Annotated in this window: 19 protein-coding genes and 3 tRNA genes; 8 read left to right on the top strand and 14 right to left on the bottom strand. The window is 41.7% G+C overall.

What is annotated here, in order from left to right:
- Window positions 1-69 precede the first annotated feature (69 nt).
- A complete protein-coding gene (locus M1L62_RS04990; RefSeq protein ID WP_254411900.1) occupies window positions 70-744 on the bottom strand; it encodes a ClpP family protease in 675 nt (224 codons plus the stop codon).
- A gap of 301 nt (window positions 745-1,045) precedes the next feature.
- On the opposite strand from M1L62_RS04990, the gene M1L62_RS04985 reads away from it, so the two are divergent.
- Window positions 1,046-1,423: a helix-turn-helix domain-containing protein gene (locus M1L62_RS04985; protein WP_254411899.1), complete on the top strand. Its 378-nt coding sequence runs from the start codon at window positions 1,046-1,048 to the stop codon at window positions 1,421-1,423.
- Between the two features lie 187 nt (window positions 1,424-1,610).
- Here M1L62_RS04985 and tig read toward each other — a convergent pair whose 3' ends face one another.
- Both tig and M1L62_RS04975 read right to left on the bottom strand, forming a co-directional pair.
- Window positions 1,611-2,954: a trigger factor gene (tig, locus tag M1L62_RS04980; RefSeq protein WP_254411898.1), complete on the bottom strand. Its 1,344-nt coding sequence runs from the start codon at window positions 2,952-2,954 to the stop codon at window positions 1,611-1,613.
- A 163-nt stretch (window positions 2,955-3,117) separates the two neighbouring features.
- Window positions 3,118-3,199 (bottom strand) — tRNA-Leu (locus tag M1L62_RS04975).
- Window positions 3,200-3,371: 172 nt separating this feature from the next.
- On the opposite strand from M1L62_RS04975, the gene M1L62_RS04970 reads away from it, so the two are divergent.
- From M1L62_RS04970 to M1L62_RS04960, 3 genes are all read left to right on the top strand, one after another.
- Entirely contained in the window at window positions 3,372-5,654 is a 2,283-nt protein-coding gene (locus M1L62_RS04970; RefSeq protein ID WP_254411897.1) for a RelA/SpoT family protein, read from the top strand.
- Window positions 5,655-5,827: 173 nt separating this feature from the next.
- Complete coding sequence (locus tag M1L62_RS04965) at window positions 5,828-6,334, top strand: Fur family transcriptional regulator (protein WP_254411896.1); 507 nt, start codon at window positions 5,828-5,830, stop codon at window positions 6,332-6,334.
- A gap of 85 nt (window positions 6,335-6,419) precedes the next feature.
- Window positions 6,420-7,715, top strand: a complete 1,296-nt coding sequence (locus M1L62_RS04960) for an adenylosuccinate synthase (RefSeq protein WP_254411895.1) — start codon at window positions 6,420-6,422, stop codon at window positions 7,713-7,715.
- Between the two features lie 79 nt (window positions 7,716-7,794).
- Here M1L62_RS04960 and M1L62_RS04955 read toward each other — a convergent pair whose 3' ends face one another.
- Window positions 7,795-10,746 carry a DEAD/DEAH box helicase gene (locus M1L62_RS04955; RefSeq protein ID WP_254411894.1) on the bottom strand — a complete coding sequence of 984 codons (2,952 nt, stop codon included), beginning with the start codon at window positions 10,744-10,746 and terminating at the stop codon, window positions 7,795-7,797.
- A 330-nt stretch (window positions 10,747-11,076) separates the two neighbouring features.
- On the opposite strand from M1L62_RS04955, the gene M1L62_RS04950 reads away from it, so the two are divergent.
- A complete protein-coding gene (locus M1L62_RS04950; RefSeq protein ID WP_254411893.1) occupies window positions 11,077-13,020 on the top strand; it encodes a hypothetical protein in 1,944 nt (647 codons plus the stop codon).
- A 348-nt stretch (window positions 13,021-13,368) separates the two neighbouring features.
- Here the strand turns inward: M1L62_RS04950 and M1L62_RS04945 are convergent, their stop codons facing one another.
- From M1L62_RS04945 to M1L62_RS04925, 7 genes are all read right to left on the bottom strand, one after another.
- A complete protein-coding gene (locus M1L62_RS04945; protein WP_254411892.1) occupies window positions 13,369-13,551 on the bottom strand; it encodes a transposase in 183 nt (60 codons plus the stop codon).
- Window positions 13,552-13,624: 73 nt separating this feature from the next.
- Window positions 13,625-13,705 carry a hypothetical protein gene (locus tag M1L62_RS29710; RefSeq protein ID WP_374760296.1) on the bottom strand — a complete coding sequence of 27 codons (81 nt, stop codon included), beginning with the start codon at window positions 13,703-13,705 and terminating at the stop codon, window positions 13,625-13,627.
- Between the two features lie 37 nt (window positions 13,706-13,742).
- Window positions 13,743-14,240 carry an ISAon1 family transposase gene (locus tag M1L62_RS29705; protein ID WP_374760291.1) on the bottom strand — a complete coding sequence of 166 codons (498 nt, stop codon included), beginning with the start codon at window positions 14,238-14,240 and terminating at the stop codon, window positions 13,743-13,745.
- Window positions 14,237-14,458, bottom strand: coding sequence for a transposase (locus M1L62_RS29700; RefSeq protein ID WP_374760290.1), 222 nt, complete (start codon window positions 14,456-14,458; stop codon window positions 14,237-14,239). The genes M1L62_RS29705 and M1L62_RS29700 overlap by 4 nt, the downstream gene beginning before the upstream one ends.
- Before the next feature lie 160 nt (window positions 14,459-14,618).
- Window positions 14,619-14,783: an ISAon1 family transposase N-terminal region protein gene (locus M1L62_RS29800; RefSeq protein WP_445439642.1), complete on the bottom strand. Its 165-nt coding sequence runs from the start codon at window positions 14,781-14,783 to the stop codon at window positions 14,619-14,621.
- A 343-nt stretch (window positions 14,784-15,126) separates the two neighbouring features.
- A tRNA-Leu gene (locus M1L62_RS04930) sits at window positions 15,127-15,212 on the bottom strand.
- 72 nt (window positions 15,213-15,284) lie between these two features.
- Window positions 15,285-15,357 (bottom strand) — tRNA-Gly (locus M1L62_RS04925).
- 519 nt (window positions 15,358-15,876) lie between these two features.
- Here M1L62_RS04925 and M1L62_RS04920 point away from each other — a divergent pair.
- Both M1L62_RS04920 and M1L62_RS04915 read left to right on the top strand, forming a co-directional pair.
- The gene (locus M1L62_RS04920) at window positions 15,877-16,950 is read left to right on the top strand and encodes a TerC/Alx family metal homeostasis membrane protein (protein ID WP_254411891.1); all 1,074 of its coding nucleotides are present in this window, start codon (window positions 15,877-15,879) and stop codon (window positions 16,948-16,950) included.
- A gap of 24 nt (window positions 16,951-16,974) precedes the next feature.
- Complete coding sequence (locus M1L62_RS04915; protein WP_254411890.1) at window positions 16,975-20,955, top strand: AAA domain-containing protein; 3,981 nt, start codon at window positions 16,975-16,977, stop codon at window positions 20,953-20,955.
- Here the strand turns inward: M1L62_RS04915 and M1L62_RS04910 are convergent, their stop codons facing one another.
- Window positions 20,956-21,663: a 3-keto-disaccharide hydrolase gene (locus M1L62_RS04910; RefSeq protein WP_254411889.1), complete on the bottom strand. Its 708-nt coding sequence runs from the start codon at window positions 21,661-21,663 to the stop codon at window positions 20,956-20,958.
- Between the two features lie 130 nt (window positions 21,664-21,793).
- On the opposite strand from M1L62_RS04910, the gene M1L62_RS04905 reads away from it, so the two are divergent.
- A complete protein-coding gene (locus M1L62_RS04905; protein WP_254411888.1) occupies window positions 21,794-22,183 on the top strand; it encodes an HIT family protein in 390 nt (129 codons plus the stop codon).
- A gap of 31 nt (window positions 22,184-22,214) precedes the next feature.
- On the opposite strand, the gene M1L62_RS04900 is transcribed toward M1L62_RS04905, so the two are convergent.
- Window positions 22,215-23,687, bottom strand: coding sequence for a capsule assembly Wzi family protein (locus tag M1L62_RS04900; RefSeq protein ID WP_254411887.1), 1,473 nt, complete (start codon window positions 23,685-23,687; stop codon window positions 22,215-22,217).
- An 88-nt stretch (window positions 23,688-23,775) separates the two neighbouring features.
- On the bottom strand, window positions 23,776-25,194 hold the full coding sequence (locus tag M1L62_RS04895; RefSeq protein WP_254411886.1) for a capsule assembly Wzi family protein: 1,419 nt from the start codon (window positions 25,192-25,194) through the stop codon (window positions 23,776-23,778).
- Window positions 25,195-25,233: the final 39 nt, after the last annotated feature.

Raw genomic sequence — 25,233 nt, 5'->3', positions numbered from 1 at the left:
GCCGGTAAATAAAAATCGCCCGAAAGACGGATCTCCGGGCGATTTTGTATCAATCAAATTCAAAAAAACTTATTTATCGCGCGTCAAAACTTCGTCGATAAGTCCGTATTCTTTTGCTTCGTAAGCACGCAGCCATTTGTCACGATCAGAATCCAAACCGATTTGCTCCGCAGTTTGTCCTGTGTGGTTGGCAAGGATTTCGTATAACTCATGACGAAGTTTAACGATTTCACGGGTGGTGATCTCGATATCAACCGACGTGCCCTGTGCCCCACCTGATGGCTGGTGAATCATGACACGTGCATGTGGAAGTGCAGAACGCTTGCCCGCTGCGCCGCCTGCCAAAAGTACTGCACCCATAGAAGCTGCAAGACTTGTACAAACGGTAGCGACATCAGGACGGACATACTGCATGGTGTCATAAATACCCAAACCTGCATAAACAGATCCACCAGGGCTGTTGATATACATCAGGATATCTTTTTTAGGATCTGCCGATTCCAAAAACAAAAGCTGTGCAACAATTATATTGGCTATGTTATCATCAACACCGGTTCCCATAAAAATAATACGGTCGGCCATTAATCTTGAAAATACATCCACTTCACGAAAGTTCATCGGACGCTCTTCAATAACCGAACGGGTCATGTTTTCAACAGTGTGGTTCATGTAACCGTCAACTGTAAGGCCACTCATCCCAAGATGGTGAACGGCATATTTTCTAAATTCATTTCCGTTATTCATGAATAAACTTTAAATTTTAAAATAATATGTAATGTAAGGAGTACATGTTTGGTAGAACAAAAAGCCGTTTGTCTTAGTTTCGGGAGATCAATATCCCGATCTGTTTCTTTGTCCTGCACAAAATTGACTATTTCATTGAATAATCCTTGTCTGTTTGGGTTATAATTTATCGAAAAATGCGAGAAGCGATTCTTTGAATGCTTTTTAACTTGCAGATGTTATTACTCAAAAGCCAATAATACGAGTAAAATTTAGTCTTTCAGAAATTCATTCTAAAAATTTATTCTGCGCTTTACAGACTATGAACGATACAACAAGCCCATCAGAAAGAATCCGGCAGCTGCGGTTGCAAAAGGAATTGTCGCAGGAAAACATGGCCGATATGCTAGGTTTGTCGACGACCGCGTACGGTGATATGGAAAGAGGAAGAACCGAACTTTCATTTTCCCGACTGGAAAATATTGCCAAACTGCTTGACGTTTCCTTGCCTGCTTTACTAGGTTTTGAAACAAAAACACTTTCAGAAACGGAATGGCTGCGTCAGGAAAACGAAAGATTGTTGGCAGCCAATGCCAGGCTCCAAAATGAACTGGATCAATGGAAGAACCGGTTCGGGTCGCTTGTAGCCGTTGAAATCGGAAGACAGATTCAGCAGCATCGGGAACCGATTGGGTTTTGAGAGTGCTATGCGCTTGGAATGGTTAGAAAAGGCACGATGTATCAAAATAGACGTCGAGTTCATATAGGAAAGAAGTCAACTTTTCGAAAGTTGACTTCTTTGAGAAACTGCATATTTCAAATATTCCCTAAACGACAAGAGGCTGCAAATTTTGCAGCCTCTTGTCGTTGTATTATCACGAAGTTAATTAAGCAACCTCACCTTTTGCAAGTTTTTCGAATCCTGCCACATCGATTGTCTGCTCATCCGTAGCTACCTGGCTGCGAACGATATCAATGATTTTGTTATCGAAAACCTGATTGAATATCTGAGAATAGTTATCGCGTTCTTTATCGGCAAGGTAACCAGCTGCAACACGGTCGATCGTGTCAGCCATGCTGTCGTCGTCACCGTACATTCCGAACTGACCACGAACCATTTGTTTCGTAAATTCAAGAATTTCAGGGTATTCAACTTTAACGCCTTCCGAGTCAGCGATTTTATTTTTGATAAGGCTCAATTTTAATGATTTTTGGAAATCTTCGAATTGTTCCTCGATTTGCTCACGTGTAAATTTACCTTCGTTAGTACGTTCTAGCCAGTCTTTAAGGAACTCGCCCGGAAGGTCGATCTGGATAGAATCGATCAAAGCAGTTTCCAAATCACGACGAAGAAGTGCTTCTGTTTCGCGTTCGTAGTTGCCTTTAATTACTTCTGTAACTTTTTCGTTGAACGATTCTTCGCTGTCAGCGATTCCTGGCCCAAGTACTTTGTCAAAGAATTCCTGATTAACTTCCGCAGGAGCAGAACGGGTGATATCCTCAACGATCAAAGTATAGTCACCTGAAAGTGATCCGATATCTTCTTTTTTCTTTCCTGTAACGTGTGCAATCGCAGACTGGTCAGCAAAAGTATTCTGGATATCAAATGTAACTACATCACCTTTTTTCAGGCCGATAAATTTCGCCTGGCTTTCTTCTGCAACCTGTTTTGTAGGTATTGCAGTACGGGTTGTAAATTCACTTGATTCCTGCTTCAATTCACCGAACACCATGTCACCCAATTCACTTACTTCCGGGTGGATGCTGTCAGCAAATCTTTCACGAAGGCTGTCAACTGTTTTAGTCAGTTCGTTCGCGTCAGTTTCAATGGTGTAACGTTTTACAGCAGAAATTTCAGGAAGTTTAACTTCGAAATCAGTTGCAACACCAAGATCGTAGCTAAATTCGAAATCACCTGGCTTGTCCCAGTTAGCTTCTTCTGCTTTTTCACGGTTAGGGATAGGATCTCCCACAACCTGTAATTTATTTTCGCGGATGTAAGTACTTACTGCATTGCTCAAAAGACTGTTTACTTCGTCCACCAATATGCTTTTTCCATACATGCGCTGGATTACATGGGACGGCACTTTGCCCGGACGAAAGCCTTTTAAACTCACACGTTTGGTATAATCCTTAATGGATTTATCAACCTTCGGCTGGTAATCATCTTTGGTTAGCTTAACTTTAAGAGAGGCCAATGTTGGCGAACTCTTCTCTAACAAAACTTCCATGCGTTGCTTATGATATTAGTAAATGTCCTTTTTTTAGATAAAACGCAAAACAAAAATGCCCTCAAAACAGTGTCCTGAGGGCATTTGACGGGTTTACTTCGGAGCAGTTCATCTTCTTATTTCAGATAGGAAACATGACGCCCCGTCAATCCCTTGTTGTTCGTACGGGCGGAGGGAATCGAACCCCCACGCCTTGCGGCACTAGATCCTAAGTCTAGCACGTCTACCAGTTCCGCCACGCCCGCTCTTATTTTCTCTTTAATCTTCAACCCTTGTCGTTGGTTGGGAGTGCAAAGGTAGCAAAGTTTGTTTTAAACATGCAAGCTTTTTGAAAAATATTTTTCAAAAAAAATTTTTAATTGAATAATCTCGCTAAAATTTGTTATTTTGGTGAAGCGTACTAATTACTATTAAGCATTGGAGCAACTCGTTGAAACCCTGAGCATAGATCTGGAGCAGGAGCGTAAGGATATCCTTAAAAAATACCGCAGGCTGTTACGGACAGCCAAGCCATTTTTAAAGGACAATGATGCAAAATTAATAAAGAAGGCCTTTTATACATCGGTGGAGGCACATAAGGATATGCGCCGCCGATCGGGCGAACCATATATTTACCACCCGCTTGCAGTAGCGCAGATTGTTGTGGAAGAGATTGGGCTGGGTACCACGGGTATTGTCTCAGCCTTGTTGCATGATGTGGTTGAGGATACGGATATGCGTATCGAGGACATCGACCGGTTGTTCGGAAAAAAAGTTGCCAAGATCATTGACGGCCTCACCAAAATTTCCGGCAGGTTCGAATATGGTACTTCGCAGCAGGCTGAAAATTTCCGGAAAATGTTGCTTACCCTGTCGGACGACGTTCGGGTAATCCTTGTGAAGCTGGCGGATCGTTTGCATAACATGCGGACGCTCGACAGCATGCCGCGTGACAAGCAGCTTAAAATCGCGTCCGAGACTATTTTTATTTATGCCCCTTTGGCGCACAGGCTTGGTTTGTATAGTATCAAGTCGGAGCTTGAAGAATTGTACCTGAAATATACAGAGCCACAGGAGTACCGCGCGATCTCGAGAAAGCTGAGAGAAACGAAGAGCTCGCGTGATCGGTTTATTTCGAAATTCACAGAGCCGATTGCTCAGGATCTGGAACAGGCAGGTTTAAATTATATCATCAAAGGCAGACCCAAGTCGATTTATTCGATTTGGAATAAGATGCGCAAGCAGAACAAACCTTTCGAAGAGATCTATGATTTGTTTGCTATTCGTATCGTTTTGGAATCTTCTCAGGAGGGCGATCGTGAAAAAGCGCTTTGCTGGCAGGCTTATTCCATCGTAACGGATCATTACAAGCCCAACCCGGATCGGTTGAAGGACTTCCTTAGTACGCCGCGTGCCAACGGCTATCAGTCACTTCACTCGACTGTAATGAGTAAGAGCGGCCAATGGGTGGAGGTGCAGATCCGTACGTCGAGAATGGATGAGATTGCGGAAAAAGGATATGCGGCGCACTGGAAATACAAGGGGAATGATACGAAGGTTCGCGGTAATATTGAGCAATGGATCAGCCAGGTGCGTGAAACACTGGAAACGGGTTCGGGCGATAAAACAGCAGCCATCGAATTTCTGGACGAATTCCGGACAAATCTTTTCAATGAGGAGGTTTTTGTTTTTACCCCAAAAGGAGAGTTGAAGGTATTGCAAAGCGGGGCGACAGCGCTTGATTTTGCTTTTGATATACACTCGGAAGTGGGCGTGCATTGTATGGCTGCCAAAGTCGGGGGGATTCTTGTTCCGATCAGTTATGTGCTTAACAATGGTGATCAGATTGAAATCATAACGTCCAACAAGCAAAAGCCGAATGAAGACTGGCTCCGTATTGTCCGTACTTCCAAGGCGCGCGCCAGAATCAAAGACTTTTTGAAAGAAGATAACCGCCGGTATGAAACGGACGGTCGTCAGATGGTTGAGAAGAAACTGAAAATTCTTGGAATTGAGCTTACAGCCGAGGTTGTGAACCAGCTTCGTGCCTTTTTTGAATGCAAAACAGCTTCTGACTTTTTCTATAAAATCGGAAAAGGATATGTCCAGCTTGATGAATTAAAAAGATTTAAAAGAGATAAGGAGGCGAAGGAAAGAAAGGCTGTTACGGCTGTTATTCCCCCGATTGAGGGAGCCGATGGAAAGGCTTATACCAAACTATTAAAAAATATCCATGGCGACCGTGCAGACAGTGATACCCTGTTGATCGGTGATGATATGGATAAAATCGATTACAGACTGGCACCCTGTTGTAATCCGATTGCCGGTGATGACGTTTTCGGTTTTGTTACCATTAACGAAGGTATAAAAATTCACAGGACAACCTGCCCGAATGCCGCTGAACTGATGTCTAAACATGGAAACCGTATCATCAAAGCGAAGTGGGAGTCGAATAAGGACGAGGCGTTCCTTGCCGGACTGTATATTTCCGGAACGGATCGTGTTGGTCTGATTAACGATGTTACCAGAATTATTTCCAACGAGCTTCATATCAACATGCGGGGATTGACCATCGATACAAAAGATGGTGTTTTCAATGGAGATATCAGGCTATATGTACAGGATACGCGGCATTTGGATGTGCTTATCAGTAAGCTCGAACAGGTTGAAGGCGTGTACACTGTGCAAAGATTTGACACGAACCTGTCAGGAAATGAATAAAGAAGGAACCATTATGTGTGTGACGTGTTAATTAATTGGTTTATAGTACGGGTGCAACAGCGTTATAGCCGCATTAACGTCGCCACATGAAAGCTTCAAATGACTACCGCTGCATAATTGCCACTGTGATTTAAGAAAAAAAGCACGTAATTTGCGCAAGATTTTCAAAAGATATGCCACAAGCCAGCAAACCAAATTTTGAAGCCGCCAAGAAAATTCTGACGGCTTACCTCGAAAATAAAGGACTTCGCAAGACCCCTGAAAGGTTTGCGATATTGGAAGAAATCTATACCCGTGAGGACCATTTTGATGTAGATGAACTCTATATCAGCATGAAAAACAAACGTTATCGTGTTAGTCGTGCAACGGTGTATAATACCCTGGACGTACTTGTAGACTGTGATCTTGTAACCAAACACCAGTTTGGAAAGAATCTGGCACAGTTCGAAAAATCGTACGGAAACAAGCAGCATGATCACTTAATTTGTACGGATTGTCATAAAGTAATGGAGTTTTGCGATCCACGGATCCAGTCTATCCAGAATATGGTAGGCGAGATGCTTAACTTCAGTGTACTTCATCATTCCCTGATCTTCTACGGCAACTGCACAAAAGAAAATTGCCAGAACCGGAAAGAAATTTCCGAGGAAGTTTCCGAGGGACATGAAATAAGAGAGTAGGTTTCGATAAGGCGTAACAGACATTTTATGGTTTGTTACGCCTTATCATTTTAGCAAATAATAGTTTTTAATAACCATTTATTGGATGAAAGTTGACGTATTGCTTGGTCTCCAGTGGGGAGATGAAGGTAAGGGTAAAATTGTGGATGTTCTCGCACCACGTTATCAGGTAGTAGCAAGATTTCAGGGCGGCCCTAACGCGGGACATACCTTGGAATTTGATGGTATTAAGCATGTTTTGCACCAAATTCCATCCGGTATTTTTCGTAGCGAAATCCAGAACATTATCGGAAACGGGGTCGTTTTAGACGCCATCGTTTTTAAAAGAGAAATTGAAAATCTTGCTAAATACAACCTTGATTTGGCTGGCAATTTGTTCATTTCTAAAAAAGCATCGTTGATTTTGCCAACGCATGCTTTGCTTGATGCAGCTTACGAACGCTCGAAAGGTGATTCGAAAATCGGTTCAACACTTCGTGGAATCGGGCCTGCTTATCAGGATAAAGTTGCGCGTCTTGGATTGCGTGTGGGAGATGTTCTTTCTCCTAATTTTGCTGATAAGTACAAAAAACTTGTTGATGCGCACAAAGTAATTCTTGACTTTTATTCATTCGATTATGCTGAGGTGCTTCCTAAGGCGGAAGAAAATTTCTTCGCTGCGGTTGAATTTATGAAGCAGTTTACTTTGGTTGACAGCGAGTACCTTATCAACGATGCGATTGCAGAGGGAAAAACGGTTTTGGCTGAGGGTGCACAGGGTTCTTTACTTGATATCGACTTTGGTTCTTATCCATTTGTAACAAGCTCTACGACAATGGCTGCCGGTGCCTGCACAGGTCTTGGTATTGCACCAAGCGCTGTTGGAGAAGTATTCGGTATCTTCAAAGCTTATTGTACACGTGTAGGAAGCGGACCTTTCCCAACAGAACTGCTTGAAGAAACAGGCGAGAAAATGAGACAGGAAGGTCGTGAATTCGGAGCTACAACTGGTCGTCCGCGTCGTTGTGGATGGTTGGATCTGCCAGCTTTGAAATACGCGATTATGATCAACGGTGTAACGCAGCTGATCATGATGAAAGTGGACGTACTTACAGTTTTTGATACAATCCGTGTTTGTACAAACTATCGTTTGCCAGACGGAACTTTGACCGATCAGCTTCCGTACGACTTATGTGACGATACAGTTGAGCCGGTTTACAAAGATTTTGCAGGATGGCAAACATCTCTTGATGGAATCCGTGATTTTGATGCGATCCCGGAAGAGCTACTTGCTTATGTGAAGTTCCTTGAAGCTGAGCTTCAGTTGCCAATAACATTTATTTCAACAGGCCCTGACCGTGAGGCGTTAATTACCCGCGAAACTACGGCTCTTTTGAACTAAGAATAAATTGATTACGCATAAAAAATGCCCTGAAAGCGATCGTTTTCAGGGCATTTTTTATGCGGTGCTGTTTGAATACTTATTCAAGCAGCGATAAAACATCTTCTCTTGAAAGTGACTTAATAAATCCGTCCTCATTCGAGATCAGGTCATCCGCCAGCTGTTTTTTGGTACGCTGCAAGGCAAGAATTTTTTCTTCGACAGAGTTTTTCGTTATAAATTTATAAGTAAATACCGTTCTGTCCTGTCCGATGCGGTGTGCCCTGTCTACAGCCTGTGCCTCGATAGCTGGATTCCACCAGGGATCGAGAATAAATACGTAATCCGCGGCAGTGAGATTCAGGCCAAGCCCGCCTGCTTTCAATGAAATCAGGAATATTTTAATGTTTTCGTCGTTCTGGAAATTTTCCACCTCGGCTTGACGATCTTTTGTCGAACCATCCAGATAGGCGTAGGTTACTTTTCCTTTATCGAGATAAGCCCTGAATAAATCAAGATGTTTTATGTACTGGCTGAATATCAGTATTTTATGGTTTTCGCTGATGGCTGTTTCCATCTTGTGAAGCACATCTTCAAACTTCCCTGATCCATCCGCATAGTCCGGATCGACCATTTTGGGATGGTTAGCCAGCTGCCGTAATTTAGTAAGGCCTTGTAAAACCACCAGCTGAGATTTTGAAATTCCTTCCGAATCAATGCTTTGCAGGATAAGATTGCGATAATAGGCCTTAGCTTCTTCGTAAGCTTTTTCCTGTTCCTCAGACATTTCACAGTATTGAATACTTTCCACTTTTTCAGGAAGATCAGTGGCGACCTGAGACTTGTGACGGCGCAAAATGAATGGTTTGATTAAATTATACAGCCGCTTCGATTTTTCTTCATCGTTCTTTTTCTCAATCGGAATCTGAAATTCGTCACGGAAAAAAGTCTGGCTTCCAAGCAGTCCCGGATTGACAAACGACATCTGCGACCATAAATCCATCGTACTGTTTTCAATCGGGGTACCTGTCAGGATAAGTCTGTTCGCGGAATTCAATTTTCTGACGGCCTTGGTAATAATCGATGCCGGATTTTTGATGGCCTGGGATTCATCCAATATCACATAATTGAACCGGAACAATTGAATGAAATCAATGTCCAGCCTGACAATGCCATATGACGTGAGAATTAAGTCAAAACCTTCAAATTGTTCCGTATTTTTTTCACGGTAAGTGCCCGTGTAAAGCATTACTTTCAATTTAGGTGTAAACCTTTTCGCTTCAAGCGCCCAGTTGTACAGAAGCGAAGTCGGCATAATCAGCAGTGATGGCTCTTTGATTCCTGCTTCTTTTTGGGATTGTAAAAAGGCGAGTGTTTGCACGGTTTTACCTAAACCCATATCATCAGCCAGACAGCCTCCAAACCGGTACTGATTTAAGAACTGAAGCCAGTCGTAACCCGCTTTTTGATAGGGGCGAAGTGTCCCTTTGAAATTTTTCGGTGCATTGGTCGGTTCAATCTGATTAAAGTCGCGCAGCCGTTCCAGTTTATGACTAATAATGGTAGTCGCAAGACTTTCCTCCTTTAATTCCTGAACAAGTGCCAGATGGTGCATGCGCAAACGGATGTCATCGCTGGTACTGTCATGTTCCGAAAATGCGAATAGCTCCGAATATTTGGTGAACCACCATTCCGGTATTACCGCAATTTCTCCGTTTGGAAGTGTAAATTCTTTTTTCTGATTAAGAATATAATTTCTGAGCTGAATAAAGGGAATTTCATATTCACCAAACTGAACACGCGCATTGATGTCAAACCAGTCGCGACCCTCTTCAATAGAAACATCAAGTGAAGAATAGCCGAGAAAGTAGCGTTTTACATCAGCAGTATTTTGTCTAAGGATAAAACCGTTCTCAGATAAAGTTTTGGCAGTGCTTTGCAACCACCCAAATGCCTGAGATTTGGGCATCAGCGTCTGTCCGTTGCGGATGTTCAAGCCCCATTCTTTAAGCTGATTGAGGTTATGGCGTTCAGTCGGAATGTCACGTTTGACTTTGTAAAAAATATAGTCGTCTCCCTTTTTGTCCATGAACACACTTGACGGGCTCGCGAAACTGTCAAAAGGGAAAGTATAGGTCCCATATTGAAAAGCAATACGGAAAGAAACCTCGCCGTCGTCATAGTCTGTAGCCGTATTATCTTCCGAATCCGCTTCTGCAAATAGCAGGGCGGGTGTGTTTTTACTTTTCACAGCCGTGTCTGTGATGGTCAGAACCGGTTTCGGTGCCGTAGAGATATTCCTGATGTCGAAACCACGGGAAACGACATCATAAGAGGCTATAAGTGGCGCAACGAAACGTTCGTAATAGGTTTCCTCAACTTTACGCGGAATCGCAATGAATTTCTTTGCCAAAAACGGCTTGATTTTCTTCCCATCTACGTTCCCTTCGAAGTGATACAAATGACCGTCCACAACAAGCCAGGCGGGTTCCTCGCAAAGAATGATGGCATTTTTATATTGAAAATCCAGTTTTTGGCCGTTGTGCTTAATCGCCGGAAAGTAGTGCGTGTTGTCTTCATTTCGCATGAAATGAAAACGGATGGTCGCTTTTTCAGTTTCCCACTCCACGGATTTCCAAAGCGGATTACCGTCACTTCCCATGATGAAAAGATCTTTGCCGGCCAGCTTAGCTAAAATACGAGCCTTGCTGTTTTCTAAATAAGCGCTGATGGCTTCCTGAATAACTTTATCTCCTTTTTGTGCGTCGTATATTTTCAGGAAAAAATCGACCGGAGACAGTTTTTTGGTATTGAATTTCTTTAAAATCGTGTCCTGCTGAATATCATCGATAAGACTTACAAGTTCAAAATCGGTGGAATCAAGCCCGGCGCTGAATTCTTCTATATTTTTTGAAGAAATATTTTGTATCTGATAGGAAAAGTCACCCTGAGCATTGAGTTGGACTACAAATGACTCGAATATGTAGCCGAGATACTCATGATCCAGGATGGAATATATTATTTTAAAAGGTTCAGAGGTAGATACTTTCATAACAATCAGTTCGCAAAACGATGACGCAGCGTTCGAAAGCTATCCAATCGTAAGATAGTTCGCTTCGTTGGAATTTGAAAAATATCAAATATAGGATAAAGAGGGGCAAAAAAAAATGAAATCTTAGGTTAACTGTATAATGTTTATCAAAGAAACCCCGCAACCGATAACGTAGCGGGCAATTTGCAATTTTTCTTCAGAATGAAAGTGAGCGGGTTCAATTTTTAGGGCAAGAGACGAAGGATTTAAGAAAAAATTATCTTATCAAGTACTTTTTTTACGTTGTGTATTAACCTGGGTACTTAAGGGACACACTTAAAACGATTCATTATGAGAGGACAAACACTAATTTTACTTCTAGCTACTATTGCTTTTTCTGGATTTGCACAAGTCCCGGACACATTATCGCCGGAGAAAAAGGTGCGTTGGAAAATCGAACGCATGAGGAAGGAGAAGCAAGCCTTGGTGTCGGAAGATTTCCAGAGTACGTTGAATTCCATTACAGATATGGCCTCCAAGCGAATTCCTTTTGTAACTCAAAAAGAATTGAGAAGGGGGATTGCAGATACTGCTACGGTTGTTTATGTAAATGAAGGGCTGAGGTCAGGTACATTTAGATATGATCCCAATAGCAAATCGCCGGATGATAGCAGTATGGTGATTATTTCAGGAAAACGGAGATATTTGAGGGACGATAGTGGATGTCTGCGGCCAGAATGGTTTGGTGCAAATCCAAATGATGAGAACGATGATGCGGATGCGATTCAAAAAATGATGAACGCTGTGCCTGTTACTGGGGCAATACTGAAATTTGCAAATGGAGTTTACTATGTAGGAAAACAAGTAAACTACAAAGCGGTAAGTAAAGCGCCGAAGTGGTATTTTAAGGTAATTATGGAGGGCGCAGGGGTTGGGCGTACCCAAATTTTTGGTAAAGTAGGTTTTGCCGGGGATATGTTCGTCATTAATACGGGTGCTCCCTCAGGGCAGGCCAAGGATAATTATATCACAATTCAGAATATCGAATTTAGAGCCAATACGGCGAGGAGGATACTTTACGGGACGGAAATTGTTTCCCTAAAAATCTACGATTGCATGTTTATGGGCGGCGAGGATTGTGGTATCGAAATAGGAGCAGAAGCAACAAAAGTGCCTGGTGGATATTCAGTGTATATGAAAAATAACTATCACAATGGACAAGCATATGGGGCGGGCCAAGTAAATGCATTGTTAAGACTTAATAATTGCCGTTTCTTTGTCATTGATGGTATGGAGAGTGATGGGGGGAAATACAGCGTTGAAATGTTAGGCCCGTGTGATAAAAATATCTTTGTCAATTGTAAATTAGAAGGTGCAAAACGAGCTGCAATATATAGCAATAATCTGACAGGAGGAGGTGGAGAAAATCAAATTCTAAATAGTACACTTAATCCATATGTAGGCATAGAGTCAAAGGCATTATTCGATGGTGAGAGTAATTGCATTGAAATAATTTCGAAAGCGGGGGGAAATGCATTTAACACAATCCGGGGAAATTTATTGTTATGTAATTCTCTTGATTTACTCCCTTTTATTGGTAAAGTAACTAATAGTTTTGGTAAGTTTATTGCGGCACCTGATATCAATACGCATGGGGTAGTGGGATCTAGTTCCGGTGCGGTTGGATATTTGGCTGGATTTGACCAGAAATCGAGCAAAATTATCATTCAGGTAACATCGGGTAAGTTTACAGTGGGTGAAACGGTAAAGCAGCGAACTACTAATGCAACAGCTGTAATTAGTGCTTTAATTCCCAAACATAGTCATGCAATTAAGCTCACCGGAGGTGGTGGGACCAATATAATTTCGAATAACAGAATAAGACAGCTGCCGGAATACGGAATTTATAATGAATCAAATGATAATATTATTACGGGAAATGCAATTGAGGCATTAAATGGTGTTTACAGTACAACTCAATCGGGCGTGATTGTATCGGACAATTCATTTTATAGTCCGGGAGGGACCGCAGTTACACGCGTTAATGGAGTGCTTAATTACTCGAATAACAGGGTATTAATTGGTAAGCTTTCCGGAGTTTCAGAGCTCTATCTATCTTCGGATGGAGGTATGATTAAAGGAGATATTTTCGTTGAAGGAAAAAGTAATCTGAAGGGAGCTATAACGGCTCCATCTTTACCTGAATACTCGAACAATGAAGCTGCCAAAGCAGCCGGACTTGAAAATGGTGCGTTGTATCGAACGGCAACAGGGGAGGTACGAGTTAAATATTAAGGCATTGATATACCAATTTACACTAAACAAAAAACCACTGTTTTCGGACCGTGTGTTCTTCTTTGCTATCTCAAAATGTGCGTTTGAATTGACCAGATAGCGGTTTTGAATCAATTCAGACCGTAATCTTCAACAGTATTATACCAAAGCGTAAGCTTTTTAAAGACCTGCTCTTTTGATTTACAGGTTCTGAAAATTGTTGCCAACCCCGTTGCTATTTGGCAAGCCTGGTGAATGAGCAGATGACGTTCAAAAAGTAATCTTGAACGCTGTACTTGTGGAGACCGTCCATTTGCCAGAACTTTTAAATAATAGATATTGACCAGTAATTGTTTTAATGTATTTCCATTAGCAGGTGTTTCCGGTTTGTAGGGGGATGCTTACCTGTTTAGCAGCTTCGATAGCTTGATTTTCCAGATCCAGAGCTTCCCCGCGATGTTTTATTCTGATCTTCTGAACGGCATCATAAGGTGGTTTCTGAACATGAAACCTGTCGATAACTTTGGATGCTTTGGGAAAACATTGGCTCACGATTAATCGCAGCGACGGTCGCTCATGTTAGTAGCCATATCTAAAGGGATCAAGCTGAAAAGTTGTGGGGAATCTACGCATAAAGTTTAGTCAACCTGAATAAGAAAAAAGGAATATCTCTAACTCCCCTGGATGAAGATCTAAAAGTCTTAATTTTCGCATTAAAGGATTCGGCAGATGCATTCGTACTTCTATGTATTAAAGAAGTTTAAAATATTTAGATAGTGTGCCTGGATAGACCTCGCAACGGTTTTAAATGAATCAAGGGCACAATCTTCGACAGTATTGTACCAAAGTGCGAGCTTTTTAAAAGCCTGCTCTTTGGATTTGCAAGTTCTAAAAATCGTCCCTAGCCCTGTTGCGAGTTGATAGGCTTGTTCAATTAATGGATAGCGCTCGAAGAGCAGCCGTGATCGCTGTATCTGTGAAGCAGTCCATTTTTCAGAACTTTTAAATAATAAATATCGACTTCTAACCAGCAACTGTTTTAATGTATCGCCGTTGACAAGCGTTTCTGGTTTATAGGGCAAACCAGCTTGTTTTGCAGCTTCAATGGCCTGATTCTCCTGATCCAGGGCTTCCCAGCGGTGTTTTATTCTAATCTCCTGAACAGCATCAAACGCTAGTTTCTGAACATGGAAGCGGTCAATAACCTTAGACGCTTTGGGGAAACACTGGCTTACAATCATTCCGCGCGGCGGCGGCCCATGTTAGCGGCCATATCCAAAGTCACTTCACGCACTTTGCTACGGACAAGTCTGGATATTTTTCGCAAAATTTCGATTACTGATGCCGCTTCGGCACCCTTAACCATTGCTAATAATAAGCCTTTTCGACCCTTTGCCGCTTTGTTGGTTACAATCGTATAAAGCTCGCCATTGAAAAGTGAGGTTTCATCAATACTCAAATACGGGCCTATGTTTTGTGAGTATAATAGCCACTCCGACGCATGTTCCCGCTGATCCCAATCCTTATAATCGCCGATATGGTCTTTATACTGTTGTTGAAATTGTTTACCGTCCAGATGGAAATATCTGGCTAACTGAGAGCAGCTTACCGGATGATTATCAATACATCCCCGCCCGGCGGCCCGGTTTTAAAAAATCCGCGAATTCCTTTGTCATTCGCGTTCCCTGCTGCACCAAATTCCAATCTCTGCTTATAATCTTTCCTGTGTCTTTAACTTCCCAACGTCTGCGCTTAATACATAGCGTAACACGCTGATTACGAATCGGTACATCCTGAATGTATATCTCAGGTAAAAACCTTTGGATTCTAATTTTTGATCTTTATACTTAGCAAGAGGAAAGTTCTTTTCTTCCAAATAAATGTTTAGACCTGTAAGACCTTCAACAATTTTGGAAAGTTCGAAATAATTGAGAATTCCTTCGGGTAACAGGAAGCGGACTAAGGTTAGATAAGACTCGCGGTCCGCCGCCGCGGTGCAATGCTATTCAAATTGATTCAGCGCAAAACAAATGCTTTTTTAGATTCCCCCCAAATTTTCGGACTGATCCAGGAATTGACAAAAATAAAAAAAAGAGTCGCGATTGCTCGCAACTCCTTCGTAATCAGTACCGGGGACGGGAATCGAACCCGTACGAGCGTTTCGGCTCACAGGATTTTAAGTCCTGCGTGTCTACCAGTTCCACCACCCCGGCATTGGCCCGCCTTCAAACAAGTTTGTCGGCTTTTATGAGAAAAAGCACCGTTTCCGGTGCTTGATATCTCTGAGCAGAAGACGAGGTTCGAACTCGCGACCTCAACCTTGGCAAGGTTGCGCTCTACCAGCTGAGCTACTTCTGCGTTTCTGGTGTTTCGTTGTTTGATTAACGTGGTGCAAAGGTAGTCAGAGAGGGTATACAACGCAAGTGCTGAGAGAAAATATTTTTGGAAAAAAGATGAAGATTTTATTAACAAATTGTAAATCATGATAGTTAACGCTGAAAAAAAATTAAACTTTTTTTCGAACCAAAGCAGCTGATATGTGGAAATGGGCGTTTTTTTGTTTCCTGTCGAAAATTTTCCGGTGATTTTGGCCTGGTATTTTAGTTAAACCCGAATTGATCTCGGCAGGTTTTCTAATAAAATGGTTAAAAAGATAAAAAGTCGGGGTGATGAGAGGAGAAAACCACATCCGCACCTCCCAATTTTCAAGCTTGGAAATTATACCAGCGACCGTTTGTCCTATTTCAGCCCCTTACTTCAATTTTTGATTACCTTTGTACAGCGAAGAGATACTGGCTATCAGATTTCTTACTTATCGGATCGAGACTTGCATCTTTATTCCGGACTTTATCCTGATTTAATTAAAAATAAATTTTCATGTTTTCTAGCGAAGTTCTGTTTTTTGGAGGTTTCCTTCTTGTGATAAGCATCATGCTCCTTTTGGATTTGGGAGTCTTCAATCGTAAAGATCACGTTGTAAAGTTTGGCGAAGCTGCCGGCTGGACGGTTGCCTGGATTGCATTGGCGCTGGTTTTTTACCTCGTGATAAACACGCACGGTGATTTGGTGCATGGTGTCGTTAATTACGAACAACTGGAAGGGATTAAATCCAAGTATGCACCACACTTAGAACTGATCCCCGGAAACTTCGAAGAAAGCCTTGAAATATACAGGAAAAACATGTCGCTGGAATTTATCACGGGATATCTCCTCGAATATGCGCTTTCGGTCGATAATATTTTTGTCATCATTCTAATATTCTCATCTTTTGGTGTGCGTGCCAAATACTTCAAAAAAGTGCTTTTCTGGGGTGTTTTAGGTGCCATCCTCATGCGTTTTGTATTTATCTTCGTCGGATCCGCACTTATCCAGCGTTTTGAGTGGATTATCTATATTTTTGGATTATTACTGGTTTATCAGGGTGGTAAAATATTCTTTGAAGGCGACGGCGATGAGAAGATCGATCCTGCCAAGCACCCGGTTGTTAAATTCGCGTCGAAATACCTTCCTGTTTTCCCACGTTATGTTTACGAACATTTCTTTGTACTGAAAAAGGGGAAATGGCTTGTTACGCCGCTTTTTGTTGTGGTTTTAATTGTTGAATTTACCGACTTGATTTTTGCAGTGGATTCGGTTCCGGCCGTATTCTCGGTAACAAAAGATCCTTACGTTGTTTTCTTTTCCAATATTTTTGCCATCATGGGACTTCGTTCGATGTTCTTTTTCCTAAGCAACATTATGGGATTATTCCGCTTCCTGAAATACGGACTTGGTGTACTCCTTGTATTCATCGGAGGGAAAATGCTTGCACATAAGCCACTGGAAGCAATGGGTTTTGAAACCGTGTACTCTCTGTATATTATTTTGGGGATTCTTGCCGTGAGTATTCTGGCATCGGTTATTTTTCCGGAGAAAAAAGAGGAGGTTGAGGAGATGGTATCCAATAGTTAGCGGGTAAGGATCGTTTTAAACGCTATGAACCGCATCCTAAAAGCATATTTAAAACGTCTGACCAATCTCAGTACGCGCAACAAGTCACTTCTGTTAACGAGTTTGCCTGCTGAGCAGTTTCTGGATTTGCACGAGACGGATTTTCTCCTTGGAAAATCATCATTTGAATTTGTTCAAAATCTGGTACAGAGGAAATCCAGGATACCGGTTTGTGATATCCAGGATCCTCGTTTTGAAAAGGTCAATGAAGTGAGTAAACGCCTGCGAAAAATTGCCAGGACGGAGCACTTCATTGAGGAGGAAAGGGGATCGAAAGATTTGTATGTTGGTTACCCTTTTGTCAGAGGCAAACTTTCTGATGGTACGCCGATTCACGCGCCTTTACTGTTTTTCCCGGTAACGCTGCGCATCGATCGTGAACAGTGGTGTTTGTTTGAGCGGGACGACATCGGCGTTACTCTTAACAGAAGTCTTGCCCTGGCCTATGCGCATTTTAATGAGGCAGTGGTTTCAGATGAAATCCTTGAAAAATCTTTTGAGGATTTTTCAAAAGATATGCTGGAATTCAGAACACAGCTTTATGAGTGGCTCAAAGAAACTCCTCTTAGAATTAATTTTAATCAACAACTTTTTGAAGACCGGCTCCAACCATTTGATATACAGAAAAGTGCTGACTTACAGCTTTTAGAAAAAAACGGAGAGCTGAAATTATATCCCGAGGCTGTTCTGGGCATTTTTCCACAGGCAGGCTCTTACCTGGTGCCGGACTATGACAGGCTTTTGGAAATGTCCGAAGCGGATTCTCTCGAAATGTTGTTGCTGGAAGGTGAAAGCGATGAATTCGAAGTTGAGAAGACCGTGGTTTTTCCGCCGGTTAATGATTTCCCCAGTTTAAGAGAAGAACAAATACTGACGCCGTTTGCAATTGACGAGTCGCAGGAGGCTATTATCCGATCTGTGAAATCGGGCAAATCCGTGGTGGTGCAAGGCCCTCCGGGAAGCGGGAAGTCGCAATTGATTTGCAACTTGATGGCCGATTTTGCCTCCCAGGGAAAACGGGTGTTACTGGTTTGTCAAAAACGGGCGGCATTGGATGTTGTTTATCAGCGTCTGAAAACCGTGGGAATGGATCCTTTTGTTGGACTTATCCACGACTTTAAAAATGACAGAGCCGAACTCTACCGGCAATTTGCCACGCAAATAGAACAGGTTGAATCGTATCGGCAACAGAATTATAGCCTGGATGCTGTTTTTTTAGAAAGACAATTTACGCAGGAGAGCCGCCAGATTGACCGGACAGTTGGCGAGCTGGATGCTTTCAGGAAAGCCTTATTTGACGAAAACGAGTCGGGCGTGTCCGTAAAGGAACTATACCTGACCAGTGATCCCAAAGGAGAGTACGTGACGTTAAAGGATGTTTACCGTTTTTTTCGGCTCGACCAGTGGGATGATTTCAAACGGCGTTTTAAAATATTTGCCAATTATAGTCTACGTTTTGACAAAAAACACGATTGGTACAACCGGCGTAGTTTCGCAAAATATGGTATCGGCGATCTGAGAAATATGGAGCGGATGCTTTCGGACTGGCCGGAAGCCCATCTGCATCAAAGCCGGCAGTTTGAGAAAATATCGGGCAGACCTTTTTCTGTTGATTATATTAAATACAGGAGTGAGATTCTGGAAAGGTTATCTGACATTGCAGAGCTGGTCCAGACGGAAACCACTTATACTCTTTTCAAAAAGTACCTGTTCTCTGGCATCAATAGCGCGGAGCGTCTTGCGTTTATCCGGCAGACAACCGATGCGCTTGAAGGTTTTGCAGAAGATGGCATCGAGTCGACACTGAACCGCACGGATCTTTCCGTTTTTCGCGGACAATTAAGGAAGGCGATTGAAGCAAAACAATCCTCCGTGTCGTCCGTTTGGTGGAGTTTATTTGGAAGTGAAAAAGCGGCGGTGGCTGAGGTGAGTAATAAAAATGGCCTTACCACTTCTCCTGAACATCTGGAAAAACTCGACTTACGTATCCGGAATCGGATGGAGCTGGAAAACTGGCTGACAAGTCCTTTACTGGATTTTGACGATCAATATCTGGAATTTAATGCCTCTTTTGATCAGCAGCATATCCAATTTTTCCAGACCGCTGAAAAAGCTTCTGATGCGGTTTCAAGATCTGGTATTAAGCCTTGGCATGAAGTGATTGCTGACCTGGCAAGAAAATCGGCAACGGTTCATGAATTTACGACGTATATTGACCAGCTGACTGCCTGGGTAAAGTCGTGGAACCGGTTGGAAGAGATGATGAGTCCGTTTTTGTTGCCCGAACAAATTGAAAAACTGGTGACAGACCCGGAATCGTATAGTGACCAACTTTTATCTTCTTTGCGTAAGGATTTTGATTCTCTTGTTGAAATGGACCGGATTGGATTGGAAATGACTTCGCATGAGCAGTCTGCTTCCAAAAGGATTCTGGATAAAAGTGAAAAGTTGAGTTATACATTTTCCGAGGAGATTGTAAGACTATTCGAGAACAGCATTGCGCTGGAATGGATTGAACATATTGAGAATAAATATCCGGAACTTCGCGCCGTAACTTCCCTTAAAATGCAGCAGTGGGAAGAGCAATTGCAGGATAGTATCGGGCAAAAAGAAGGTTTGAGCCGTGACATCACAGGTATCAAACTCAGAGAAACGACCTACAAAAATATCGAAAAAAACAGGCTTGGAAATCGGGTAACCTACCGTGAATTAAATCATCAGGTTACTAAAAAAAGGAAGATCTGGCCGATACGGAAATTACTTGAAAATCATTCTGAGGATGTATTTTCTCTGATCCCGTGCTGGATGGCTTCACCCGAAGCTGTTTCTGCAATATTTCCGATGGAAGCCGGACTTTTTGATCTGGTGATCTTCGATGAGGCCTCCCAGTGTTATGCGGAGTATGGCTTGCCGGCTGCGTTCAGGGGGAAGCAATTGGTTGTTGCGGGTGATAGTAAACAGCTTTCGCCGAGTGACCTGTACAAGGTGCGCTATGAGGAAAGGGTAGAGGAGGAGGACGTTGCGATCGCGTTGGAAGTGGCATCTTTGCTGGATCTTGCTGCCCAAAGCCTTGATCAGTATCAGCTTTCCGGGCACTATCGAAGCCTGTCCCTTGACCTTATCGACTTTTCAAATCAGCATTTTTATAAGAATTCGCTGCGTTTGTTACCCGATTTTAACCTGATCAACAAACAGGAACCGGGGATAAATTATGTAAAAACAGAGGGAGTCTGGAAACAAAATACCAATCTGGTCGAAGCTGAAAAGGTTGTCGAACTGGTAAAAGGGCTGAGTGCAACGGGAAAAAGTCTGGGCGTTGTAACCTTTAACTTCTACCAGCAGCAGCTCATTCAGGAAATCCTGGAACGGGAGCATGTGACGGCGGAAGGATTATTTGTTAAAAATATTGAAAATGTTCAGGGAGATGAACGGGATATTATCATTTTTTCGATGGGTTATGCACCTGACGAAAAAGGAAAACTTTCTGTTCATTTTGGCAGTTTGAATTCCCAGGGCGGCGAAAATCGCCTGAATGTGGCTGTCACCCGTGCGAGAGAAAAAATATACTTTGTGACCAGTGTCTGGCCATCACAATTACAGACCGATCAAACGGCCAATCAGGGCCCGAGATTGTTAAAGGCTTATCTGCAATATGCGCAGGAGGTTTCCGAAGGGAATTATCAGCCGAAGCCTTTAACCACGGAACGATTCAGATCTGACTGGTTATTAAAAGACCGTCTGGCAAAATTGAAACCGGAGCTTATTAAAGAACTTCCTTTTTCTGATCTGACGGAAAAAGAAGAAGGGGTATATAAAGGTCTGGTTTTGACCGACGATGATTTATATCACCGAAGTAAATCGTCAAAAGAACCACACGCTTATTTACCCCTTCTTTTACGGTTGAAAAACTGGCCGGTCAGGCGCGTTTATAGCCGTGAATTTTGGACCGGATCGTTGAACTTATGATTAAAGTTCTTTAATCCGGATGTTTTTAAATGACACTTTGTTGCCATGATCCTGCAACGCAATTTTACCTTTTTGCGAAACACCGAAACCGTTCCAGGTTTTAAACTTGCTGTTGGCAACCAGTTTTTCCCATTCCGGACCCATTGTCGAGAATTCAACTAGTTTTTTGCCGTTCAACCAGCTTTCGCCATGACCGTTTTTGATGATCACTTTGGCTTTGTTCCATTCGCCGGCAGGTTTTGTCGCTGTGAAATCGCTTGGAGGCAACATGTCATAAAGTGAAGCTGACTTGTGGTTCCCATCCTTACCCGCTTTTGCGTCAGGGTGTTTCACATCGTCAAGAATCTGAATTTCAGGACCCGTAGAGTATGGGCAGCAATATTTCTTATCTTCAACTACGTGATAGATAATACCGCTGTTACCGCCTTCGCTGATCTTCCATTCCAATTCCAATTCGAAATCTCCGTATTCCTTATCTGTAACCAGGTCTTTGCCACCTTTTTCAGCAAGTACAATGGCGCCATCTTCAATTTTCCACTGTGGATTGACAGAAGACTCCTGCCAGCTATGCCAGCCAGTAGTGGTTTTGCCATCAAATAACTTAACCCATTTTCCTTTTTGTGCTTGTGCTTCGTTTCCGGTAAGGGCTAGTGAAAATAAGGCGATTAAGGCAGTTTTGCCAAATCCTTGCCATTTTGTGAAATTCATGTGCTATTTTTTTAAAAGTTTTGGATCACAATATTAAGTACTTTTGGCCTTCTAACTACTTAAAATTGCATTAAAGTTTACGTAGTTCTGAGACTCAATTGTTTATAAAAATTTGAAAACAGGTTAATTTATGGCTTCCATATTTTCAAGAATTGTAAGTGGCGAGATACCTTCCCATAAGATTGCGGAGAATGATGAGTTTTTAGCCTTTCTGGACGTATTTCCCATCGCGAAAGGACATACGCTAGTCATTCCCAAAAAAGAAATTGATTATCTTTTTGATCTGGATGATGATACTTATACGAGGCTTTTTCTCTTTGCCAAGAGCATTGTTCCTGCCTTGGAGAAGACAGTTCCATGCCTGCGCGTGGGCGTTAGTGTTATCGGCCTCGAAGTGCCGCATGCACACGTCCATCTGCTGCCATTAAATTCGATGTCAGACGCAGATTTTAGTAAGAAAATAAAGATAACACAGGAAGAGCTGGCTGCGTTGGCGGCCGAAATCAGAAGCAATTTTTGAGATGTATTTTTGATTACGAAAAAACTTCTTCTTAAAAAGAGAAGTTTTTTCGTAATGCTAGGGAAAATGCGTAGCTATCTTGATATAGTTCACCTTTGTCTCCTGCGAATGAACAAGTGATCACAGAACCACCGAAGAGATTTATGGTGGATTGTAATGAAAATATTCCAGAAAATTGGGTAGGTGACGAAGCAAATGGTAAATCATAAGTTCCCGAATTACTGGAATATGATAATTTTGTTTGCCAAATTACATTTCGTAATAGAGTCCCTCTTAAACCTGTGTGTAAAACCATAACTCGATTGTTACTGGTGAAAAAATAGGCTGGCCATTTCCAATAAGTATCAGTGGTTGGTGGAATGAATGGCGTACCAATAGTTCGGTCATAGTATGACCATCCATCTCTTACCTGGCCATGGTTAAAATAGTTATCACGGCCTATGATTGTAGCTAGATCCCAAATGCTCCCGCCCTGTAATTTGGTATAAAGAAATTCAAACACCATCTCCTTTACCTCGAAATTAGCACCGTACGAGTTCTGTTTCTTAATTTTCAATCCATTTAATCCATCCTTAAAATTATTAAAGGAAAATAGAGAGCCGTCTTCATAAATATTTTGACGATACACCATCACACTGTATTCATATCCTTGATATGCCAAGGCGAGGTCAACTGTTCCTAAATGATTTCCGACCCTATTATTATAATCAAAAGCGGTAAAACCTTCTTCATATGCATATCGCTTACCCGTTACGGCTCTTATGTAATTTTTAAATCCTGTTGGCATTTGCCCATTACTCGTCTCAAACGGAGTTTTTCCTCCCCATTGGACTTGATGATTTAGCCCTGCAAATAGTTTCAATCTACTTTTTTCATTTCCAATTCTTAAATACAGCGCTTTTTGATGCAACTTTAAATCACTTGTGAAAGAACGGTTATTTTCGAAAAATCCATCCGAATAAAAACCATTGAAGGAAAGCCAACCTTTTGTAAAAGGGACTGAAACGAAACGGCGGGTGCCAATTTGAATTTTGGGAATAGGCATCGAGTTTCCAGACCATATATATGAACCACTGCTAAGCGTTGAATCTGCTAAGCCAACCCATTGTTTCTTACGCCCTACAAACAGTTCCCAATTTTTAAATTGTATAGTTCCGTATGCCTGAGGGAGAATGATTTTTTTATCAACTCCGACGTTAGCAATTGCTTCAATTCCAATTCCAGCTTTAAAGTTGCTTTTGCCTCTTACTGGCTGGGAAATATCCCAAATTTTATCAAAGCCAATTTTCGCAGCGCCGTAAGATCCTTTTTTCGGAACTGTTCCAAATTGGTTAGCATGCATCCAAAAAGGAGTCTTATCTGTTGTTGCGCCCATCCCATAGATTTCTATGTAGGCGCTGGAAGAATCTGTTACAAGATTATTCGTTAAATCCAGATTTTGAGAAAGTGATTTTGTACAAATTAATGCTGAACAGAAAATCAGAAAAATATAGTGTGTTTTCATAAATTATTATTGGGCCAATAATTACAATATGGAGTTGGACAAAATGTAAATTCAAAAATATGAATATCTCTTAGCATTCAATATTTTGTTAGTTCAAAAATGCTGATTTTCTTACGCCAATAAAAAGGGCCATAGAATTTGGATAAAGTTTTCCAATATCTGATGCTATTCCAGCAGTTATTTTCCCTTTTATGATCCTTAGTTGTTGTTCCGCACCGATAAATAAGGATAATTGATTTACAGCGGTTGAGAATGGCAATAGGTATGTCCCGGAGCTTGTTGAGTATGTACCTTTAAAGGTTAATTCTGTTTTGTACATTTTCCATTTTAAAGCAGTATGAAAAACTTGAATTCTGTTGTTATTGGTAAATTGATTTGTCCTTTCTGGTAAATTTTCATTTGTTTGATTATTGGCTAAAACAAAAGGAGTCCCCATACTTAGGCCATAATTTGACCATCCACGTGTATACAGATAGCTGTTATAATAGTCGGCGATTTTATTAACTACCAATTCTTGAGGATGAAATTGATTTTTTTGATTATTCAAAGACAAATATTCAAAATTTATGGAATTAAATATAAAAAAATATTTTTCTTTAACTCGTTGATTCTCTTTTCTAACTGTTACTCCGTTTAAACCATCAGAAAAGTTTATTATTTTAAACAATGAACTATTTTCATGGATATTGTTTCGGTACACGAAAAACTTTAAGTTTTTAACTCTGAAATCGATCGCTAAATCAGTTGTTCCGAAGTTACTCCCAACTTTTCGATGGTTGATAGATTTACCAGTTAAAACATTCCAGTACGATTTTAAAGAAGTAGTGTTTAGAATCGGCGCAATTTGATTTTCTCCTCCCCAAACTGCCTGATGGTTCATTCCGAAATAGACTTTCAGTGGATCGCTATACTTTCCTAACCGGAAATAAAGTTGTTTATGATGAAAATAAGTATTCGGTACAGCGCTTGCTGAGCCAAAATATATGTTGCTGGCTCCAAGCATTCCTTCCGAAAGGGCGCCTTTAACAGAAACAAAACCATCTGTGAAATTTAAAGGCTGAAATTCGGGAGTAGAAATTTGTATTCTAGGAAATGGTCTTGCATTTCCGGACAGACTTAGTGATCCGGTCCCAAGAGACGAGTCAATCAAACTAACTATATTTTTTTTTTGCCCTGCTAATAATTCAAAGCCCCCAAGTTTGCCGGCAATATACAGGTCTGTAAAGAAAACATCTCCTTTTTTTGCATAATTGGTAATCAACTCGGCGCCAGCCGTCCATTGAAACAATCGTGGATTGTGAGGATGATAAATCTTATACAATCCCCATTGTCCAGATACGAAGTGGTTTGCAGTTGGGATGGTTCCGTTTTGCCTGGCCCTCATCCAAAATGGAGTTGAGCCGGTTGATCCAGACAATGTCAATGATAGATTTACGGTGAGTGTGGAATCTTGTGCATGGGCGCAAAAGCAGCAAAGGAAACCAAAGACAAATAGAAGAAGTCGCATCAAATGTATCTATTCAAATAATGATTTACAAGGTAAACA

It is taken from the genome of Dyadobacter diqingensis, from assembly GCF_024220585.1.
In the GTDB taxonomy this organism is placed as follows: domain Bacteria; phylum Bacteroidota; class Bacteroidia; order Cytophagales; family Spirosomataceae; genus Dyadobacter; species Dyadobacter diqingensis.
Note: the sequence above shows the minus strand (reverse complement) of the source record. Positions and strands in the feature narration are given on the sequence as shown.

Bases quoted from the DNA above. Each gene is read 5' to 3' on its own strand.
- M1L62_RS04990 (WP_254411900.1), bottom strand. From the start codon at position 744: ATGAATAACGGAAATGAATTTAGAAAATATGCCGTTCACCATCTTGGG.
- M1L62_RS04985 (WP_254411899.1), top strand. From the start codon at position 1,046: ATGAACGATACAACAAGCCCATCAGAAAGAATCCGGCAGCTGCGGTTG.
- tig (WP_254411898.1), bottom strand. From the start codon at position 2,954: ATGGAAGTTTTGTTAGAGAAGAGTTCGCCAACATTGGCCTCTCTTAAA.
- M1L62_RS04965 (WP_254411896.1), top strand. From the start codon at position 5,828: ATGCCACAAGCCAGCAAACCAAATTTTGAAGCCGCCAAGAAAATTCTG.
- M1L62_RS04960 (WP_254411895.1), top strand. From the start codon at position 6,420: ATGAAAGTTGACGTATTGCTTGGTCTCCAGTGGGGAGATGAAGGTAAG.
- M1L62_RS04955 (WP_254411894.1), bottom strand. From the start codon at position 10,746: ATGAAAGTATCTACCTCTGAACCTTTTAAAATAATATATTCCATCCTG.
- M1L62_RS04950 (WP_254411893.1), top strand. From the start codon at position 11,077: ATGAGAGGACAAACACTAATTTTACTTCTAGCTACTATTGCTTTTTCT.
- M1L62_RS29705 (WP_374760291.1), bottom strand. From the start codon at position 14,240: ATGATTGTAAGCCAGTGTTTCCCCAAAGCGTCTAAGGTTATTGACCGC.
- M1L62_RS04920 (WP_254411891.1), top strand. From the start codon at position 15,877: ATGTTTTCTAGCGAAGTTCTGTTTTTTGGAGGTTTCCTTCTTGTGATA.
- M1L62_RS04915 (WP_254411890.1), top strand. From the start codon at position 16,975: ATGAACCGCATCCTAAAAGCATATTTAAAACGTCTGACCAATCTCAGT.
- M1L62_RS04910 (WP_254411889.1), bottom strand. From the start codon at position 21,663: ATGAATTTCACAAAATGGCAAGGATTTGGCAAAACTGCCTTAATCGCC.
- M1L62_RS04905 (WP_254411888.1), top strand. From the start codon at position 21,794: ATGGCTTCCATATTTTCAAGAATTGTAAGTGGCGAGATACCTTCCCAT.
- M1L62_RS04900 (WP_254411887.1), bottom strand. From the start codon at position 23,687: ATGAAAACACACTATATTTTTCTGATTTTCTGTTCAGCATTAATTTGT.
- M1L62_RS04895 (WP_254411886.1), bottom strand. From the start codon at position 25,194: ATGCGACTTCTTCTATTTGTCTTTGGTTTCCTTTGCTGCTTTTGCGCC.